We start from the raw sequence: 19,870 nt of genomic DNA, 5'->3' as shown, positions 1-19,870 counted from the left end.
ACGAACCGCAGTGGGACCGGGGTTTGTATTGACTATGCTTAGGGGTGTCACCTGTCGCAGTAACAGGAGGTGAGCACCATGGGCATCAAGTCCAGAAGAGTCGCCCTGGTCATGGCCCTGACCGCGGTCGCAGCGCTGTATGGCTCGGCCTGCTGGCGCGCCGAGCTGCTACGCAACCAGCCCAGTGCGGCCAACAGTTGCTTGCACGAACACTGCGTGCCGCATACAGCAACCTTGAGTGCCGTTCGTTAACTGACCGGCGCCACGCCGATCATTCCTCGACGCTCATGTACTCCTTGGCCCAGCGGATGTAGTCCTCGGGCTGGGTGTAGGTGTGCGAAAGTTCGGTGGCGTTGAGGTTCTCGGACTTGTTCTGACGGCCGCGCTGTAGGCGCAAACAGTCGTAAGTGGCCTTGATCGCGGCAAAGTAGGCGGCGTGGCCATCGACCACAATCCGTACGCCCAAGCGCGCCAGGCGCTCGTCGTCGCGCAGGTTGGGGTTGGCGTAGGTCACCAGCATCAGCGGCACGGTCAGGTGTTCGGCAATCTGCTCCAGCTGCTCGAAATCCGTCACCCCGACCATGCAGATACCGTCGGCACCAGCCTTCTGGTAGCTCTGGGTGCGCACGATGATTTCCTCGGTGGTGAGCACGCCGGCGTTGGTCCGGGCGATGATCGACAACGACGAATCGACGCGCGCTTCCAGGGCTGCACGGATCTTGCCCACGCCCTCCTCGACCGGGATCAGGTCGGTGGACTTGCGCCCGAACTGGGCGGGCAACAGGGTGTCTTCGATGGTCAGCGCAGCCACGCCTGCGCGCTCCAGTTCGATGACTGTGCGCATGACGTTGAGCGCATTGCCATAGCCGTGGTCGGCATCGGCGAGTACCGGCAGTTGCGCCACGCGGCCGATACGGGTGGCCTGCTCGACGAACTCACTCAAGGTGATCAGGGCAAAGTCAGGTGCCGCCAGCACCTGCAACGAAGCCACGGAACCGCCGAGGATACCGACTTCGAAACCCAGGTCGGCAGCGATGCGGGCCGACATCGGGTCGAACACGGAGGCGGTGTGATAGCAAGAACCTGAAGCGAGCAGCTCGCGGAAGGCAAAACGCAGATCTTGATGGGAAGCCTTGGGCATGATCACTCCGCTTATATATGTAGAAATTGAACGGTTGCTACCGACCCCTGAATCGGGTCTACCTGACCTGTTCCAACCGTCGCCATCTGGGCGGTCATGCTCGACATGCAGGCAGAGGAATAAAAGGTGTGGGAGACAGTGGCGTATCGAGCCTGCGGCAATATGTTGCACCAAGCTGGTGCAGGCCGCGGCTTTTCAGCCCCTGTGGCATACCAACGATATCACGCGGCCATGCAGCGCTGGATGAATGCGCCAATGCCGATCTTGCATAGGCGATGCAGATAGTACATAGGAAGCTACCTAACTCGGGTTACAATCCCGCTACTCGCGCCATCCTCCGGACAAGGTAACCCCGTGACCGCCGCCCTGCCCCCGACAGCCCTGCGCAACGTGTTGACCGCCCTGATGCTGGCGATCTTCCTCGGTGCCCTGGACCAGACGATCGTTGCCGTCTCCATGCCGGCCATCTCCGCTCAATTCAATGACGTCGGCCTGCTGGCCTGGGTGATTTCCGGCTATATGGTGGCCATGACCGTGGCCGTGCCGATCTACGGCAAGCTCGGCGACCTGTATGGCCGCCGGCGCATGATCCTCACCGGCCTGAGCCTGTTCACCCTGGCTTCGATCGCCTGCGCCCTGGCCCAGGACATGCCGCAACTGGTGATGGCGCGGGTGCTGCAAGGCATCGGTGCTGGCGGCATGGTATCGGTGAGCCAGGCGATCATCGGCGACTTCGTGCCGCCGCGTGAGCGAGGCCGTTATCAGGGCTACTTCAGCAGCATGTATGCCGTGGCCAGCGTGGCCGGGCCAGTGCTCGGCGGCTGGCTGACCGAATACCTGTCCTGGCGCTGGGTATTCTGGATCAACCTGCCGCTGGGCCTGGTCGCATTGTGGGCGATCCACCGCGCCCTGGCCGGCATGCCGGTACAGCGTCGCCAGGCGCGGGTCGACTACCTCGGCGCCGTGCTGCTGATCCTCGGCCTGGGCAGCCTGCTGCTGGGCATTACCTTGGTCGGCCAAGGCCTGACCTGGACCACGCCTTCCGTGCTGGCCTTGTTCGCTTGTGCGGTGCTGGCCCTGGCCTTGTTCATCGGCCATGAGCGGCGCTGCCAGGAACCGCTGCTGCCCATGGGCCTGTTCGGCAATCGGGTGGCCGTGCTGTGCTGGGGGGTAATCTTCTTCGCCAGCTTCCAGTCGATTTCGCTGACCATGCTGATGCCGCTGCGCTATCAGGGCATCACCGGCGCCGGTGCCGACAGCGCCGCGCTGCACCTGCTGCCGCTGGCCCTGGGCCTGCCCCTGGGCGCCTTCACCGGTGGCCGCATGACCAGCCGCACCGGGCGCTTCAAGCCGCAGATTCTGGCAGGTGCCGTGTTGATGCCCGTGGCGGTCTTCGCCATGGCCATCACCCCGCCGCAGTCAGGCGTGCTCAGTGCCGTATTCATGCTCTTGACCGGTATCGCCTGCGGTTTGCAGTTCCCGACCTCGCTGGTGGGTACGCAGAGCGCCGTGGACAGCAAGGATATCGGGGTGGCCACCAGCACCACCAACCTGTTCCGCTCACTGGGTGGGGCCATGGGTGTGGCGTGCATGTCCAGTCTGCTGCTGGCGCTGCTGCAACAGGGTGGTTTCGAGTTGCTGGGCAACCCGCTGCTGGGCAGCCTGAAGGCGGGCGAGCCGGATCCAGGCACCCAGATGAGGCTACTGGAGACGTTCCGCCATCTGTTGCTGGGCAGTGCGGCGATTGCCTTGCTGGGTCTGCTGGCGGCCTTGGCACTGCCCGACCGGCAGTTACGCGGCCGCTAACGCCTGCGCGCTTTTTGTAGGAGCGGCCTTGTGTCGCGAAAGGGGTGCGAAGCGCCCCCAGTATTTCAGCTCCGCCGCGTGAATTGCCGGAGCCGCTCTGCGGCCCTTTCGCGACACAAGGCCGCTCCTATAGAGAATGAGCGTGCAGCAGGATTGCCGAAAGGTATTAATGCTCACTTAATACACAAGGGAAACACTTCCTCACAATCCTTAACAAAGTGTCATTTGCGCAGCGCGGGGCTCAAGCGCAGCATATCCAGCCCTGTGTCGACCCATTTTTCCACGTCGCCCAGCAGATCGAAACTGTCCGGCAGCAGCAGCCAGCGCCCGATCAGGCCGTCTATATAGGCGAACAGGGCGACAGACGCGCGCCCGACATCCAGCTCCACCGGCAACTGCCCGCGGCGCACGGCATTGGCCAGCGCCAGGTCGATGCCCACATGACAATCCAGCACCGCCCCTTGGCGCTGCTGGCGTATTTCACACATGTCATCGGTGAACTCGCACTTGTGATGCAGGATTTCATTGATACGCCGCGTACGGGCGTCCAGTACCAGCTCGTTCAGCACCTGCAGCAGCAGCTTGCGCATGCAGCCGAGCGGGTCCAGTTCGTCTTCGCTTTCACTGGCCCGCGCCAAGTGGTCATGGGTTTCATGCAGGCTGTCGAGCAGCGCCTGCACCAGCTCGGCCTTGTTGTTGAAGTGCCAGTAGATTGCCCCTCGGGTCACGCCAGCCAGTTCGGCGATGTCGGCCAGCGTGGTGCGCGCAACCCCGCGCTTGTAGAAGGCCTTTTCCGCTGCCTCGATGATCTGGGCGCGGGTTTCCTGGGCTTCTTCTTTGGTTCGACGGACCATGGCAGTGCAACCTCATCTGGGCCCGCTGCGCTGTGCAAACGGGGAAAACCGCCGGGGTCACCTCTGCAGGGTGCCTCCCGGATGGGCTAATCAAGGGCTGCGGTAGTAGCCAAGTACTACCCAGCGGTATTTACAAACAACCGTGAATGTAAGTATATTCGTTAGTAAGCTATTTATCCACCGGATAGTTTTTTTCTGACAAGACTCTTCCATTACTCTTGAGCGTCTCCCTGCTCTTGCGACCCGAGGATCCTCATGCAATTCAAGCCAGCCGTTACCGCTCTGGTTTCCGCCGTCGCCCTGGCAACCCTGCTAAGTGGCTGTAAGAAAGAAGAAGCCGCGCCCGCAGCACAGGCTCCTCAGGTAGGCGTCGTGACCATCCAGCCGCAATCCTTCACCTTGACCTCGGAACTGCCGGGGCGCACCAGCGCCTTCCGCGTCGCCGAAGTGCGCCCGCAGGTCAATGGCATCATCCTCAAGCGCCTGTTCAAGGAAGGCAGCGAGGTCAAGGAAGGCCAGCAGCTGTACCAGATCGACCCTTCCGTGTATGAAGCCACCCTGGCCAACGCCCAGGCCAACCTGCAGGCGACCAAGTCGCTGGCCGAGCGCTACAAGCAGCTGGTCAGCGAACAGGCGGTGTCGAAACAGGAATACGACGACGCCAGTGCCAAACGATTGCAGGCTGAGGCTTCGCTGAAAAGCGCGCAGATCGACCTGCGCTACACCAAGGTCCTCGCCCCGATCAGCGGCCGTATTGGCCGTTCCTCGTTCACCGAAGGCGCCCTGGTGAGCAATGGCCAGACCAACGCCATGGCCACCATCCAGCAGCTCGACCCGATCTACGTCGACGTCACCCAGTCCACCGCCGAGCTGCTGAAGCTGCGCCGTGACCTGGAAAGCGGCCAGCTGCAGAAGGCCGGCGCCAACGCCGCCTCGGTGCAGCTGGTGCTGGAAGACGGCAGCCTGTTCAAGCAGGACGGTCGCCTGGAGTTCTCCGAAGTCTCGGTCGACGAGACCACAGGCTCGGTGACCCTGCGTGCGCTGTTCCCCAACCCCGATCACACCCTGCTGCCTGGCATGTTCGTGCACGCGCGGCTCAAGGCCGGGGTCAACGCCAACGCCATCCTGGCTCCGCAGCAGGGCGTGACCCGCGACCTCAAAGGCGCGCCGACCGCGCTGGTGGTCAACCAGGAGAACAAGGTCGAACTGCGCCAGCTCAAGGCCAGCCGTACCCTGGGCAGCGACTGGCTGATCGAGGAAGGCTTGAACCCGGGCGACCGCCTGATCACCGAAGGCCTGCAGTACGTGCGCCCAGGCGTCGAGGTCAAGGTCAGCGACGCCACCAACGTCAAGAAGCCAGGTGGCCCTGATCAGGCCAACGCGGCCAAAGCCGACGCCAAAGCGGAGTAAACCATGTCGAAGTTCTTTATCGATCGCCCGATCTTCGCCTGGGTGATCGCCTTGGTGATCATGCTGGTCGGCACGTTGTCGATCCTGAAGCTGCCGATCAACCAGTACCCGAGCATCGCGCCGCCGGCCATCGCCATCGCCGTGACCTACCCGGGCGCCTCGGCGCAGACCGTGCAGGACACCGTGGTACAGGTCATCGAGCAGCAGCTCAACGGTATCGACAACCTGCGGTATGTGTCGTCGGAAAGTAACTCCGATGGCAGCATGACCATTACCGCCACCTTCGAGCAGGGCACCAATTCCGACACTGCCCAGGTCCAGGTGCAGAACAAGCTGAACCTGGCCACCCCGCTGCTGCCGCAGGAAGTGCAGCAGCAAGGTATCCGCGTCACCAAGGCAGTGAAGAACTTCCTGCTGGTGATCGGCCTGGTGTCCGAAGACGGCAGCATGACCAAGGACGACCTGGCCAACTACATCGTCTCCAACATGCAGGACCCGATTTCGCGGACCGCCGGTGTCGGTGACTTCCAGGTGTTCGGTGCACAGTACGCCATGCGCATCTGGCTCGATCCGGCCAAGCTGAACAAGTTTCAGCTGACCCCGGTCGACGTCAGGACCGCGGTTGCCGCGCAGAACGTGCAGGTATCCTCCGGCCAGCTCGGCGGCCTGCCTGCCCTGCCGGGCACCCAGCTGAACGCCACCATCATCGGCAAGACCCGCCTGCAGACCGCCGAGCAGTTCGAGAAGATCCTGCTCAAGGTCAACAACGACGGCTCGCAAGTGCGTCTGGGCGACGTTGCCCAGGTCGGCCTGGGCGGCGAAAACTACGCGATCAGTGCGCAGTTCAACGGCAAGCCGGCTTCCGGCCTTGCGGTCAAGCTGGCCACCGGCGCCAACGCCCTGGACACTGCCAAGGCCCTGCGCAAGACCATTTCCGACCTGGAGCCGTTCTTCCCGCCAGGCGTGAAGGCGGTATTCCCGTATGACACCACCCCGGTGGTCACCGAATCGATCAGCGGTGTGATCCACACCCTGATCGAAGCCGTGGTCCTGGTGTTCCTGGTGATGTACCTGTTCCTGCAGAACTTCCGCGCCACCATCATCACCACCATGACCGTCCCGGTGGTGTTGCTGGGGACCTTCGGCATCCTTGCCGCTGCGGGCTTCAGCATCAACACCCTGACCATGTTCGCCATGGTCCTGGCCATCGGCTTGCTGGTGGACGACGCCATCGTCGTGGTGGAAAACGTCGAGCGGGTGATGTCCGAGGAAGGCTTGCCGCCCAAGGAAGCGACCAAACGCTCCATGGAGCAGATCCAGGGCGCCCTGGTGGGTATCGCCCTGGTGTTGTCGGCGGTACTGCTGCCCATGGCGTTCTTCGGTGGCTCCACGGGGGTGATCTACCGGCAGTTCTCCATCACCATCGTCTCGGCCATGGGCCTGTCGGTGCTGGTGGCGCTGATCTTCACCCCGGCACTGTGCGCAACCATGCTCAAGCCCCTGAAGAAAGGCGAGCACCACACCGCCAAAGGTGGCTTCTTCGGCTGGTTCAACCGCAACTTCGACCGCAGCGTCAACGGGTATGAGCGAAGCGTTGGCACCATTCTGCGCAATAAGATGCCGTTCCTGCTGGCCTATGCGCTGATCGTGGTCGGCATGATCTGGTTGTTCGCCCGCATCCCTACCGCGTTCCTGCCTGAAGAAGACCAGGGCGTGCTGTTCGCCCAGGTGCAGACGCCGGCCGGCTCCAGTGCCGAGCGCACCCAAGTGGTGGTCGACCAGATGCGCGAGTACCTGCTCAAGGAAGAAGCCGACACCGTAGCCTCGGTGTTCACCGTCAACGGCTTCAACTTCGCCGGCCGTGGCCAGAGCTCCGGCATGGCATTCATCATGCTCAAGCCATGGGGTGAGCGTTCGGCCGAGAACAGCGTGTTCAACCTCGCCCAGCGCGCCCAGCAACACTTCTTCACTTTCCGCGATGCGATGGTGTTCGCCTTCGCCCCGCCTGCGGTGCTGGAGCTGGGTAACGCCACCGGCTTCGACGTGTTCCTGCAGGACCGCGGCGGTGTCGGCCACGCCAAACTGATGGAGGCGCGCAACCAGTTCCTGGCCAAGGCCGCGCAAAGCAAGATCCTCAGTGCCGTGCGCCCGAACGGCCTGAACGATGAACCGCAGTACCAGCTGACCATCGATGACGAACGTGCCAGCGCCCTGGGCGTGACCATCGCCGACATCAACAACACCCTGTCGATTGCCCTGGGTGCCAGCTACGTCAACGACTTCATCGACCGTGGCCGGGTCAAGAAGGTGTACATCCAGGGTGAACCCGACTCGCGGATGAGCCCGGAAGACCTGCAGAAGTGGTACGTGCGCAACGGCGCCGGCGAGATGGTGCCGTTCTCCTCCTTCGCCAAGGGGGAATGGACCTACGGTTCGCCGAAGCTGTCGCGTTACAACGGCGTCGAAGCGATGGAGATCCTCGGTGCACCGGCGCCGGGCTACAGTACGGGTGAAGCCATGGCCGAAGTCGAGCGCATTGCCGGTGAACTGCCAGCGGGTGTCGGCTTCTCCTGGACCGGCATGTCCTACGAGGAAAAACTCTCCGGCTCGCAGATGCCGGCGCTGTTCGCCCTTTCGTTACTGTTCGTGTTCCTCTGCCTGGCAGCGCTGTACGAAAGCTGGTCGATCCCGATCGCCGTCGTGCTGGTAGTACCGCTGGGTATCATCGGTGCACTGATCGCCACCAGCCTGCGCGGGTTGTCCAACGACGTGTACTTCCTGGTCGGCCTGTTGACTACCATCGGCCTGGCCGCGAAGAACGCGATCCTGATCGTCGAATTCGCCAAGGAACTGCACGAGCAGGGCCGCAGCCTGTACGACGCGGCCATCGAGGCGTGCCGCATGCGTCTGCGTCCGATCATCATGACCTCGCTGGCGTTCATCCTCGGCGTGGTACCGTTGACCATCGCCAGCGGCGCCGGCGCCGGTAGCCAGCACGCTATTGGTACCGGTGTGATCGGCGGCATGATCAGTGCGACCGTGCTGGCAATCTTCTGGGTACCGCTATTCTTCGTCGCAGTGTCGTCGCTGTTCGGCAGCAAAGAGCCGGAAAAGGACGCCACCCCTGAAACTCCACGTTATGAGGCTGGGCAATGACCAAGTCTTTGTTGTCCCTGGCGGTAACCGCTTTCATTCTCGGCGGCTGCTCGCTGATCCCTGACTACCAGACCCCGGAAGCGCCGGTGGCTGAGCAGTGGCCGCAAGGCCCTGCGTACTCGCCGACCCAGTCGGCCGACGTTGCCGCCGCCGAACAGGGCTGGCGCCAGTTCTTCCACGACCCGGCGCTGCAGCAGCTGATCCAGACTTCGCTGGTGAACAACCGCGACCTGCGCGTGGCGGCGTTGAACCTCGACGCCTACCGCGCCCAGTACCGCATCCAGCGCGCCGACCTGTTCCCGGCGGTTTCGGCCACCGGCAGCGGCAGCCGTCAACGGGTGCCGGCCAACATGTCGCAAACCGGTGAGTCCGGCATCACCAGCCAATACTCCGCCACCCTGGGCGTCAGCGCCTATGAGCTGGACCTGTTCGGACGTGTCCGCAGCCTGACCGAGCAGGCGCTGGAAACCTACCTGTCCAGCGAGCAGGCGCGCCGCTCCACGCAGATCGCCCTGGTGGCCAGCGTGGCCAACGCCTACTACACCTGGCAGGCCGACCAGGCCCTGTTCAAGCTGACCGAAGACACGCTCAAGACCTACGAGGAAAGCTACAACCTGACCCGTCGCAGCAATGAAGTCGGTGTGGCTTCTGCGCTCGACGTCAGCCAGTCGCGTACCGCCGTGGAAGGTGCACGGGTCAAGTACTCGCAGTACCAGCGTCTGGTCGCCCAGGACGTCAACAGCCTGACCGTGCTGCTGGGCACCGGCATTCCGGCGAACCTCGCCAAGCCACTGGAGCTCAATGCCGACCAGTTGGCCGAAGTGCCGGCCGGCCTGCCGTCCGACATCCTCCAGCGCCGCCCGGACATCCAGGAAGCGGAACACCTGCTCAAGGCTGCCAATGCCAACATCGGCGCCGCCCGTGCAGCGTTCTTCCCGAGCATCAGCCTGACCGCCAACGCCGGCAGCCTGAGCCCCGACATGGGTCACCTGTTCGCAGGCGGCCAGGGCACCTGGCTGTTCCAGCCGCAGATCAACCTGCCGATCTTCAACGCCGGCAGCCTGAAGGCCAGCCTGGACTACTCGAAGATCCAGAAGGACATCAACGTCGCCAAGTACGAAAAGACCATCCAGACCGCCTTCCAGGAAGTCTCCGATGGCCTGGCGGCACGCAAGACCTTCGACGAGCAGCTGCAGGCGCAACGCGACCTGGTGCAGGCGAACCAGGATTACTACCGCCTGGCCGAACGCCGCTACCGCATCGGTATCGACAGCAACCTGACCTTCCTCGATGCCCAGCGCAACCTGTTCAGCGCTCAGCAGTCGCTGATCACCGACCGTCTTTCGCAGCTGACCAGCGAGGTCAACCTGTACAAGGCACTTGGCGGCGGCTGGTACGAGCAGACAGGCCAAGCCAATCAACAGGCTTCGGTAGATACGCCGAAAGGCTGATCAACCGGCATCAGCACAAAGCCCAGCCTCGCGCTGGGCTTTTTATTGGACAAAATTAACCAGCTGGAACATAGCGTTCGATTATCGCCCAATACCGTTTGCGGCGAATTGCCTCACCCCCGCCTTGCCCCTCACCATCCTCCACGCAACGTTGCACAAGTTCATCAAAAGACCCGCGCCTGCAGGCCGCACCCTGCAGCGGACCGGCTCGCCCATAAAAACAAGAGATCCACGACAGATGAGCACTTCGCAACCCGCACGCCAGCTGCTGCCCGGCCTGTTGGCCCTTTCCTGCGCCCTGCCTGCATACGCCGCCGACACTGGCGGGTTCATGGAGGACGCCAAGGCCAGCCTCAACCTGCGCAACTTCTACATCAACCGCAACTTCGTCGACCCGGCCAACGCCCAGGGCAAGGCCGAGGAATGGACCCAGAGCTTCATCCTCGATGCCCGCTCCGGCTTCACCCAAGGCACTGTCGGCTTCGGTGTCGACGTGCTGGGCCTGTATTCGGTCAAGCTCGATGGCGGTAAAGGCACCGCCAATACCCAATTGCTACCGGTGCACGACGATGGCCGCCCGGCCGACGACTTCGGCCGATTGGGCGTGGCGTTGAAAGCCAGGGTCTCGCAAACAGAACTGAAGGTCGGCGAATGGATGCCCGTCCTGCCTATCCTGCGTTCGGACGACGGTCGCTCGCTGCCACAGACCTTCCGTGGGGGCCAGGTCACCTCGAAGGAGATCGAAGGGCTGACCCTTTACGCTGGCCAGTTCCGCGCCAACAGCCCGCGCAACGATGCCAGCATGGAAGACATGTCGCTCAACGGCCGCGCAGCCTTCACCTCGGACCGCTTCAACTTCGGCGGCGGGGAATACACCTTCAACGACAAGCGCACGCTGATCGGCCTGTGGGACGCCCAGCTCAAGGACATCTACCGCCAGCAGTACCTGAACCTGGTGCACAGCCAGCCGTTGGGCGAATGGACCCTCGGCGCCAACCTTGGCTACTTCTGGGGCAAGGAGGATGGCGCAGAACGCGCCGGCCAGCTGGACAACAAAACCGCCTCGGCGATGCTGTCGGCGCGCTACAAGGGCAACACCTTCTATGTCGGCCTGCAGAAGGTCAGCGGTGACGATGCCTGGATGCGAGTCAACGGCACCAGCGGCGGCACCCTGGCCAACGACAGCTACAACTCGAGCTTCGACAATGCCAAGGAGCGCTCCTGGCAGGTACGCCACGACTTCAACTTCGTCAGCGTCGGCATCCCCGGCCTGACCCTGATGAACCGCTATATCAAGGGTGACAACGTCAGCGCAGGCGGCGTGACAGATGGCAAGGAATGGGCGCGGGAAAGCGAGCTGGCCTATGTGATCCAGTCGGGCTCCTTCAAGGACCTGTCGGTGAAATGGCGCAACTCCACCATGCGCCGGGACTTCAGCACCAACGCGTTCGATGAGAACCGGTTGATCGTGAGCTACCCGCTGAACCTCCTCTGAATTCACAGGCCTCTTCGCGACTGTAGGAGCGGGTTTACCCGCGAAGAGGCCAGACGCCTTTACAAATAACCAATGGAAATAAACAAATCTAAAAACCTTCTTTGACGACATAAAAAACAATCGCTTAAATCGAGCCCTGTTCCTCCGCAGAGCCTCGACATGGACCTTCGCCAACTGCGCTACTTCATCGCCCTCACCGATTACCGCAGTTTCGTCCGTGCCGCAGAAGCCATGGGCATCACCCAACCCGCCTTCAGCCGTGCCATCCAGAACCTCGAACAGACCTTCGGCTGCCCCCTGGTCGACCGCGCCAGCAAAGCCCTGCCCCCAACCCCCGAGGGCCTGGTGGTGCTGCAGCACGCCCGCCGCCTGGTACAAGGGGCCACGCAGCTGAGCAACGAAGTGCTGCAGATGACCAAGCTCGACGCCGGCGAACTGCACTTCGGCAGCGGCCCCGCCCTTGCCGTGCGCCTGGTCCCGCAAGCGCTGCAACAGTTCATCGCCAGCCACCCCGGCATCCGCACGGCGCTGGTGGTGGACAATGCCGAGCGCCTGGGCCAGGCCCTGCGCCGCGAGCAGATCGAGTTCTTCGTCGACGACATCCGCCCCTTCGAAGCCGATCCCAACTTCCACACCGAACCACTCACCCCGCGCCCCGGGCTGTTCTTCTGCCGCCCCGGCCATCCGCTGCTGAGCAAGGACAGCCTGTCGACCAACGACCTGTTCGCCTACCCCCTGGCCAGCGCCCTGCTCGCCCCCGGTGTGCGCAAACGCCTGGCCAACCTGAGTGGGCGCAGCGACTTCATCCCGCACCTGCAGACCGAGCACCTGGCGGTGCTGCGCAGCGTGGTACTGGCCAGCGATGCCGTAGGCACGGCCAGCGAAGAAGCCGTGGCCGATGACCTCGCCGCCGGGAATCTGGTGCGCCTGCACTGGCGCAACCTGCCTCCGGCGCTGGAGGTGCTGAGCGTGCGGTGTGGAGTGGTCAGCCGCAGCGGCTACCGGCTGTCACCGGCGGCCAGGGCTATGATTGAGACCCTGGTGGGGCTGGATGCACCAATGCGCGCTGCCGGCATTCGCTGAACTGATGATGGTGGTGGCTACAGACTATCCTGAGCTATATCGGTTGCCAGTCCCGGCCCTTTCGCGGCGGTTCGGCGCGAAAGGGCCGGAACACGCGACCAAACCAGATCAGGCCACCCAGGGAGGAACAACAATGAAAAACCTCGTCGAGCACCTGAGCCAGTACGCCAATTACCACCGCGACCCGCGCAACATCGCCACCCACTTCGTCGGCATTCCGCTGATCGTGGTGGCCGTCACGGTGCTGCTGTCGCGCCCCGGCTGGGACCTTGCCGGCATCTGGCTGTCCCCCGCCCTGCTCGCCGCAGCCGCTGCGGTACGCTTCTACCTGCGCCTGGACCTGCGCTTCGGCCTGGTCATGGGCCTGCTGCTGGGCCTGTGCCTGTGGATCGGCCAGGCACTGGCCACGCAATCCACCGGCCTGTGGCTCAGTGCCGGGCTGGGCGCGTTCGTGGTGGGCTGGATCATCCAGTTTGTCGGGCATCACTACGAAGGCCGCAAACCGGCGTTCGTTGACGATATCAGCGGGCTGATCATCGGCCCGCTGTTCGTGGTAGCTGAGGCGGCCTTCATGCTCGGCCTGTGCCCGGCATTGAAACAGGCCGTGGAAGCCAATGCCGGACCGGTGGCCGTGCGCGGGGCTTAACCCCGCGACTCTACGCCCAGCTCGTCCCACACCGACTCGGCCAGGTGGAAGGTGGCATTGGCTGCCGGGATGCCGCAATAGATCGCGCTCTGCATCAGCACTTCCTTGATCTCGTCGCGGGTCACGCCATTGTTCGCCGCGGCACGCAAGTGCAGCTTGAGCTCGTCATTGCGGTTCATGCCGATCAGCATGGCGATGGTGATCAGGCTGCGGGTGTGGCGTGGCAGGCCCGGACGGGTCCAGATGTCGCCCCAGGCGTGCCGGGTGATCATTTCCTGGAACTCGCCGTTGAAGTCGTTGAGCTTCTCCAGGCTGCGGTCGACGTGGGCATCGCCCAGCACTGCACGGCGGACCTGCATGCCGGCGTCGTAACGTTGTTTCTCGTCCATGGCCAATTCCTCAGCGAGCCAGCAGGAAGTCGAGCACGCGGCGGCTGAACGCCTCGCCGATCTCGACGTTGGACAGGTGCGCCGCCGGGAACTCGGCGTACGTGGCACCAATGATACCGGCCTGCATGAAGCGGCCATGCTCCGGCGTGGTCACCACGTCTTCGGTACCGGCGACGATCAGCGTCGCCACCTGGATGCGGCCCAGTTGCTCACGGAAGTCGGCGTCGCGCACGGCCGCGCAGTTGCCGGCGTAACCCTCGGGGCTGGTCTGCGCCAGCATCTGGCAGATGCGTTGCGCCTCTTGCGGCTGCTGCTCGGCGAACGCCGGGGTGAACCAGCGGGCGATGGAGGCATCGCGCAGGTCAACCATGGCTTGCCGCCCGCCCTTGAGCACGGTGTCGATACGGGTGTTCCACACCTCGTCGTTGGCGATCTTGGCAGCAGTGTTGCAGAGGGTCAGGGTGTGCAGGCGCTCGCCGGCATTGATGCCCAACCACTGGCCGATCAGGCCACCCATGGACAGGCCGACGAAGTGCGCGTGCTGGATCTCCAGGGCGTCGAGCAGCGCCAGTACGTCCTGGCCCAGTTGCTCGATGCTGTACGGGCCTTTGGTGACCAGTGAAGCGCCGTGGCCACGGGTGTCGTAGCGCAACACGCGGAAGTGTTCGCTCCACAGCGGAATCTGGCTGTCCCACATGCCCAGGTCGGTACCCAGCGAGTTGGACAGGACCAGCACCGGAGCATCGGCCGGGCCATCGAGTTGGTAGTTCAGTACGCCATCGGCCAGTTGCAAGTGCGCCACAGCGGTCTCCTTCAGGCAGTCAAACGTTGATGTTCAGCCACGGCGCGCGCCACCCAGACGCGGGCCTGGCCGAGGTAATGAGCAGGGTCGAGCAAGCGGTCGAGTTCTTCCGCGCTCAATTCGGCACTGACCTGCGGCTCGTCACCGAGTACGGCACGCAGGTGGCGCTGTTCGGCCACGGCACGCTGGCAGCATTGCTCCAGCAGGTGGTGGGCACGGTCACGGCCCAGGCGCTGGGCCAGCACGATACTCACCGCCTCGGCCAGCACCAGGCCCTGGGTGAGGTCGAGGTTGCGGCGCATGCGCTCGGCATCCACCTCCATGCCTTCGGCAATTACCTGGGCCTGGCGCAGGGCGCCAGAGACCAGGCAGCAGATGTCCGGCAAGGTTTCCCATTCGGCATGCCACAGGCCGAGGCTGCGCTCATGCTCTTGAGGCATGGCGGCGAACAGTGTCGAAAGCAGGCCCGGCACGCGGGTAGCAGCACCGATCAGCACCGCCGCGCCCACCGGGTTGCGCTTGTGCGGCATGGTCGAGGAACCGCCCTTGCCGGGTGCGGAAGGCTCGAACACCTCCCCGGCTTCGGTCTGCATCAGCAGGCTGACATCGCGGCCGAACTTGCCCAGGCTGCCGGCAATCAGGCCCAGCACCGAGGCAAACTCCACCAGGCGATCACGCTGGGTGTGCCAGGGTTGCTCTGGCAAGGTCAGCTTGAGTTGTTCGGCCAGCGCTTCAGCCACCGGCAGGGCTTTGCTACCCAGGGCCGCCAGGCTGCCGGACGCGCCACCGAACTGCAGCACCAGCAACCTCGGGCGCAGCTCAAGCAGGCGCTGGCGATGGCGGGTCAAGGCGCCGAGCACACCGGCCAGCTTCATGCCCAGGGTCACCGGCGTGGCGTGTTGCAGCCAGGTGCGGCCGACCAGCGGCGTGTCGGCATGCTGCAAGGCCTGGCGTGCCAGGGTGTCGGCCAGCTTGCCGAGGTCGGCCTCGATCAGCGCCAGCGCATCACGCAGTTGCAGTACCAGCCCGCTATCCATCGCATCCTGGCTGGTGGCGCCCAGGTGCACGTAGCGTTCGGCCTCGGGCACGCCGCTGGCGATCACCTTGCCCAACGCCTTGACCAGCGGGATCGCCGAATTGCCGGCGGTAGCGATGGCATCGGCCAGGGCACGCACGTCATAGCGCTCGGCCTGGCAAGCCGCCTCGATGGCCGCCACGGCGCTGTGCGGCACCAGGCCGGCCGCAGCCTCGGCACGGGCCAGCGCGGCCTCGAAGTCGAGCATGCCCTGCAGGCGGCCACGGTCGGAGAACACTTCGCGCATGGCCGGCGCGGTGAAGTAGGCGTCGAACAGTTGGTTGCTCATGCAACGTCCTTAATCATCGTGGTGCAGGTACTGCGCCTGCTTCGGCAGGCGCAGGCTGAATAGGAAGGCAATTGCCATCATGGCCGTCACGTACCAGTAGAACGTGTTTTCCATGCCCATGGTCTTCAGGCCCAGCGCCACGTATTCGGCCGAGCCACCAAACACTGCGTTGGCTACCGCGTAAGCCAGGCCGACGCCCAGCGCTCGAACCTGCGGGGGGAACATCTCGGCTTTCACCAAGCCACTGATCGAGGTGTAGAAACTGACGATGCACAGCGCCAGGGTGATCAGCACGAACGCCATGAACGGACTGGTCACGGTCTTCAGCGCCATCAGCAGCGGTACGGTAAAGATCGTCCCCAACCCACCGAACAACAGCATCGAGTTACGCCGGCCGATACGGTCGGAGAGCATGCCGAAGAACGGCTGCATCACCATGTAGAGGAACAGCGCGCCGGTCATCACGAAACTGGCGGTCTTCGCCGGCATGCCTGCGGTGTTGACCAGGTACTTCTGCATGTAGGTGGTGAAGGTGTAGAAGATCAGCGAGCCACCGGCGGTGTAGCCCAGCACGGTGATGAACGCTGCGGTGTGGTGGCGGAACAGCCCTTTGATGGTGCCGGCGTCCTTGTCCTTGCGGGTTTCGGCGCTGCTGGTTTCGTGCAGCGAGCGGCGCAGCATCAGCGAGATCAGCGCGGCGATGGCGCCGACCACGAACGGAATGCGCCAGCCCCAGGCGCGCAGCTCTTCCTCGGTCAGCAGTTGCTGCATGATCACCACCACCAGCACCGCCAGCAGCTGGCCACCGATCAGGGTCACGTACTGGAACGAGGCGAAAAAGCCACGCTGACCGCGCAGCGCCACTTCACTCATGTAGGTCGCAGTGGTGCCATATTCACCGCCCACCGACAGGCCCTGGATCAGCCGCGCGAGCAACAGCAGCGCCGGTGCCCAGGCGCCGATGCTCGAATAGGTCGGTAGGCAGGCGATCATCAGCGAGCCGAAGCACATCATCAGCACCGAGATCATCAGGGAATTCTTGCGGCCATGGCGGTCGGCCAGACGGCCGAAGATCCAGCCACCGATCGGGCGCATCAGGAAGCCTGCAGCGAATACCCCGGCCGTGTTGAGCAGCTGGACAGTGGGGTCGTCAGAGGGGAAGAAAGAGGCGGCGAAGTAGATCGCGCTGAAGGCGTAGACGTAGAAGTCGAACCATTCCACCAGGTTGCCCGAAGAGGCACCGACGATGGCGAAGATGCGCTTGCTGCGCTCTTCACCGGTGTAATAGGTTGAGGTCATGACGGTTTTACTCCTGGAGGGGTCCTAGGTAAGTCTAGACATACCTAGTAACACACTCGTTCCGCTTGCGGGCTGGCAATTGGCCTTGTGTCGAAAGTGCCGGCCTCTTCGCGGGCAAGCCCGCTCCCACAGAGGGAGGCGTGGTTCCCCCTGTGGGAACGGGCTTGCCCGCGAAGAGGCCGGTACAGGTCAAACGCGTTCGATGGCCAGTGCCAACCCTTGGCCAACACCCACACACATGGTCGCCAGGCCTTTGCGCCCGCCAGTCTTCTCCAACTGGTGAAGCGCCGTCAGCACCAGGCGCGCACCGCTCATGCCCAGCGGGTGGCCCAGGGCGATCGCGCCACCGTTGGGGTTCACCTGCGGCGCATCGTCGGCCACACCCAGCTCACGCAGCACCGCCAGGCCTTGGCTGGCAAAGGCTTCGTTGAGCTCGATCACATCGAAATCATTCACTGCCACACCCAGGCGCTCGGTCAGCTTGCGCACCGCTGGCACCGGGCCGATGCCCATGACACGGGGGGCAACACCGGCGCTGGCCATGCCCAGTACCCGGGCACGTGGGGTCAGGCCGTGCTTCTTCACCGCTTCTGCCGACGCCAGGATCAGTGCCGCGGCACCATCGTTGACGCCCGAGGCGTTGCCTGCAGTGACGGTCTTGTCCGCGCCGTTGACCGGCTTGAGCTTGGTCAGCGCTTCGAGAGTGGTCTCAGGGCGCAGGTGTTCATCACGCTCGACGAGGGTTTCGCCCTTCTTGTGGGCGATACGCACTGGCACGATCTCTTCAGCGAAGAAGCCGGCAGCCTGGGCCGCAGCAGCCTTCTGCTGGCTGCGCAGGGCAAAAGCGTCCTGGTCAGCGCGGGAAACCTGATAGTCGTCGGCCACGTTGTCGGCAGTTTCCGGCATGGCGTCGACGCCATACTGGCTCTTCATCAGCGGGTTGATGAAACGCCAGCCGATGGTGGTGTCCTCGAGCTTCATGTTGCGCGAGTAGCCGCTTTCGGCCTTGCCCATGACGAACGGTGCACGCGACATCGACTCGACGCCGCCGGCAATCGCCAGCTCCATCTCGCCACTGGCGATGGCGCGGAAGGCCGTGCCAATGGCATCCATGCCCGAAGCGCACAGGCGATTGAGGGTCACGCCCGGGATGCTCTCAGGCAGGCCGGCCAGCAGCAGGGCCATGCGCGCGACGTTGCGGTTGTCTTCACCGGACTGGTTGGCGCAGCCGAAGAACACTTCGTCGAGCTGGTCCCACTGCACCGACGGGTTGCGCTCGATCAACGCCTTCAGCGGCACGGCCGCCAGATCGTCTGCACGCACGCCTGCCAGGGCGCCGCCAAAGCGGCCGATCGGGGTGCGGATGGCGTCACAGATAAATACTTCACGCATCAGGCTTCTCCTGCCAAGGGTGCTACGTTCAGCCCAGATTAAGGAGACAGGGGGGTCGCTTACAATTCGATAATCGACTATTGGTGCGATTATCGAACAAAATGTTACCCTGCCATTCATCTCTGACTGCAGGGCGACAGCGCGGCCTTCACGAGGTCATGTCGCGTCGGCGTGGCTCACCAGCCCTTTGACGATCACGCCCACCGTAGCCAGCGCGGCCGGCACCAGCAATGCGGTCAATACCTGTTCGAAGTTCCAGCCCAGCCCCAGCAGTGTCGCGCCGCTCCAGGCCCCGAGAATCGCACCGAAGCGGCCGATACCCAGCATCCAGGATACGCCCGTGGCGCGGCCCTGGGTCGGGTAGAAACGTGCGGCAAGCGATGGCATGGCCGACTGCGCGCCGTTCACGCACATACCGGCGACCAGCACCAGGGTGGCAAGCACGGTGATGTTGCCCAGGCTCTGGCCCACTGCGTAGGCAAACACCCCGGCCAGCAAGTAGAAGATGCCGATGACCTTGTGCGGATTGAAGCGGTCCATGGCCCACCCCACCGCCACTGCACTAAGTACACCGCCGAACTGGAACAACGCACCGATGAACGCCGCCTGCTCCATGCTTGCGCCGCTGTCGCGCATCAACGTCGGCAGCCAACTGGTCAGCAGGTAGACGATCACCAGGCCCATGAAGTACGTCAGCCACAGCAATACCGTGCCCAGGCCGTAGGTACCGGAGAAGATCACCGCGAACACGTTGCGCGCAGCCACGACCTTCTGCTCCGGCACGCTGAAGCTGGTCGCCTGTGCGACCACCGCCGGCGCAATCGGCGCCAGGGTCTTGCGCACCTTGTCGTTACCGCGGTTGCGCACCACAAGGAAGCGCGCAGATTCCGGCAACCAGACCATCAGCACCACAGCCAGCAGCAACGGCAGCACGCCACCGATCACCAGCAGACTATGCCAACCGTAGGCCGGGATCAGCTTCGCGGAAATGAACCCGCCACCGGCCATGCCAAGGTTGAAGCCACAGAACATGCTGGTTACCAGCAGCGACTTGAGGCGCTCCGGGGTGTACTCGGACAGCAGCGTGGTGGCATTGGGCATCCCCGCCCCCAGCCCCAGGCCGGTCAGAAAGCGCAGCATCAGCAGCTGGTCGACGTTGCTGGCATAAGCCGAGGCCAAGCTGAAACCGCCGAACACCAGCACCGCACCGACCAGCACGCCCTTGCGCCCGAAACGGTCGGCCAGCGGCCCGGAACCCAGCGCACCGAACACCATGCCGATCAAGGCGGCACTCATTACCGGGCCAAGGCTGGCGCGGTCGATGCCCCACTCCTGCGACAAGGCAGGCGCGATGAACCCCATGGCCGCGGTGTCGAGGCCATCGAGGAAAACGATCAGGAAGCAGAGAATCACCACGCGCCACTGATAGCGCGACAGCGGTTGTTCGTTGATGAACGACTGGACGTCGAGATTGTTCCCGACAGAGTGTGGTTGGTTCATTGTTGTTATCCAGAAAAGGGGCACGGTCGGGCCACTGCACTTGAGTCAAGAGTACAGGGCTTGGGTATCGATGAAGTGCGGC

16 protein-coding genes are annotated in these 19,870 nt (G+C 63.8%); 8 read left to right on the top strand and 8 right to left on the bottom strand.

Annotated features, from left to right (window positions below):
• The first annotated feature begins 78 nt into the window (after positions 1–78).
• On the top strand, positions 79–252 hold the full coding sequence (locus ACIPW4_RS19755) for a hypothetical protein (protein ID WP_400660754.1): 174 nt from the start codon (positions 79–81) through the stop codon (positions 250–252).
• 19 nt (positions 253–271) lie between these two features.
• Here ACIPW4_RS19755 and ACIPW4_RS19750 read toward each other — a convergent pair whose 3' ends face one another.
• Positions 272–1,141 (bottom strand): oxaloacetate decarboxylase, encoded by an 870-nt coding sequence (locus tag ACIPW4_RS19750; protein ID WP_400660752.1) that lies wholly within the window; start codon positions 1,139–1,141, stop codon positions 272–274.
• A gap of 354 nt (positions 1,142–1,495) precedes the next feature.
• Here ACIPW4_RS19750 and ACIPW4_RS19745 point away from each other — a divergent pair, with 354 nt between their 5' ends.
• Positions 1,496–2,947, top strand: a complete 1,452-nt coding sequence (locus ACIPW4_RS19745; RefSeq protein ID WP_400660751.1) for an MDR family MFS transporter — start codon at positions 1,496–1,498, stop codon at positions 2,945–2,947.
• 221 nt (positions 2,948–3,168) lie between these two features.
• Here the strand turns inward: ACIPW4_RS19745 and ttgR are convergent, their stop codons facing one another.
• Positions 3,169–3,801 carry an efflux transport transcriptional regulator TtgR gene (gene ttgR, locus ACIPW4_RS19740; RefSeq protein WP_400660749.1) on the bottom strand — a complete coding sequence of 211 codons (633 nt, stop codon included), beginning with the start codon at positions 3,799–3,801 and terminating at the stop codon, positions 3,169–3,171.
• A gap of 255 nt (positions 3,802–4,056) precedes the next feature.
• Here ttgR and ttgA point away from each other — a divergent pair, with 255 nt between their 5' ends.
• The 6 genes from ttgA to ACIPW4_RS19710 all read left to right on the top strand — a co-directional run bounded on the left by ttgA (position 4,057) and on the right by ACIPW4_RS19710 (position 13,042).
• Positions 4,057–5,211 carry a toluene efflux RND transporter periplasmic adaptor subunit TtgA gene (ttgA, locus tag ACIPW4_RS19735; RefSeq protein WP_400660747.1) on the top strand — a complete coding sequence of 385 codons (1,155 nt, stop codon included), beginning with the start codon at positions 4,057–4,059 and terminating at the stop codon, positions 5,209–5,211.
• Between the two features lie 3 nt (positions 5,212–5,214).
• The gene (ttgB, locus tag ACIPW4_RS19730) at positions 5,215–8,367 is read left to right on the top strand and encodes a multidrug efflux RND transporter permease subunit TtgB (protein ID WP_400660745.1); all 3,153 of its coding nucleotides are present in this window, start codon (positions 5,215–5,217) and stop codon (positions 8,365–8,367) included.
• Positions 8,364–9,818: an AdeC/AdeK/OprM family multidrug efflux complex outer membrane factor gene (locus tag ACIPW4_RS19725; protein ID WP_400660744.1), complete on the top strand. Its 1,455-nt coding sequence runs from the start codon at positions 8,364–8,366 to the stop codon at positions 9,816–9,818. Before ttgB ends, ACIPW4_RS19725 begins: the two co-directional genes overlap by 4 nt.
• Before the next feature lie 331 nt (positions 9,819–10,149).
• The gene (locus ACIPW4_RS19720) at positions 10,150–11,313 is read left to right on the top strand and encodes an OprD family porin (protein WP_400660850.1); all 1,164 of its coding nucleotides are present in this window, start codon (positions 10,150–10,152) and stop codon (positions 11,311–11,313) included.
• 159 nt (positions 11,314–11,472) lie between these two features.
• Positions 11,473–12,396 carry a LysR family transcriptional regulator gene (locus tag ACIPW4_RS19715; RefSeq protein ID WP_400660742.1) on the top strand — a complete coding sequence of 308 codons (924 nt, stop codon included), beginning with the start codon at positions 11,473–11,475 and terminating at the stop codon, positions 12,394–12,396.
• Between the two features lie 133 nt (positions 12,397–12,529).
• Positions 12,530–13,042 carry a DUF962 domain-containing protein gene (locus ACIPW4_RS19710; protein WP_400660741.1) on the top strand — a complete coding sequence of 171 codons (513 nt, stop codon included), beginning with the start codon at positions 12,530–12,532 and terminating at the stop codon, positions 13,040–13,042.
• On the opposite strand, the gene pcaC is transcribed toward ACIPW4_RS19710, so the two are convergent.
• The 6 genes from pcaC to ACIPW4_RS19680 form a co-directional block, all read right to left on the bottom strand.
• The gene (gene pcaC / locus ACIPW4_RS19705; RefSeq protein ID WP_028635111.1) at positions 13,039–13,431 is read right to left on the bottom strand and encodes a 4-carboxymuconolactone decarboxylase; all 393 of its coding nucleotides are present in this window, start codon (positions 13,429–13,431) and stop codon (positions 13,039–13,041) included. The genes ACIPW4_RS19710 and pcaC overlap by 4 nt on opposite strands.
• A gap of 10 nt (positions 13,432–13,441) precedes the next feature.
• Positions 13,442–14,233, bottom strand: coding sequence for a 3-oxoadipate enol-lactonase (gene pcaD, locus ACIPW4_RS19700; RefSeq protein WP_400660739.1), 792 nt, complete (start codon positions 14,231–14,233; stop codon positions 13,442–13,444).
• An 11-nt stretch (positions 14,234–14,244) separates the two neighbouring features.
• Positions 14,245–15,597 (bottom strand): 3-carboxy-cis,cis-muconate cycloisomerase, encoded by a 1,353-nt coding sequence (locus ACIPW4_RS19695; protein WP_400660737.1) that lies wholly within the window; start codon positions 15,595–15,597, stop codon positions 14,245–14,247.
• Positions 15,598–15,606: 9 nt separating this feature from the next.
• Positions 15,607–16,896: an MFS family transporter gene (locus tag ACIPW4_RS19690; RefSeq protein WP_400660735.1), complete on the bottom strand. Its 1,290-nt coding sequence runs from the start codon at positions 16,894–16,896 to the stop codon at positions 15,607–15,609.
• Positions 16,897–17,085: 189 nt separating this feature from the next.
• Positions 17,086–18,291 carry a 3-oxoadipyl-CoA thiolase gene (gene pcaF / locus ACIPW4_RS19685; RefSeq protein WP_400660849.1) on the bottom strand — a complete coding sequence of 402 codons (1,206 nt, stop codon included), beginning with the start codon at positions 18,289–18,291 and terminating at the stop codon, positions 17,086–17,088.
• Positions 18,292–18,444: 153 nt separating this feature from the next.
• Positions 18,445–19,788, bottom strand: a complete 1,344-nt coding sequence (locus ACIPW4_RS19680) for an MFS transporter (RefSeq protein ID WP_400660733.1) — start codon at positions 19,786–19,788, stop codon at positions 18,445–18,447.
• Positions 19,789–19,870 lie beyond the last annotated feature (82 nt).

This window comes from Pseudomonas sp. NPDC089996, assembly GCF_044748405.1.
GTDB lineage: Bacteria > Pseudomonadota > Gammaproteobacteria > Pseudomonadales > Pseudomonadaceae > Aquipseudomonas.
The sequence above is the reverse complement of the archived record's forward strand: the minus strand, read 5'-3'. Positions and strand labels throughout refer to the sequence as shown.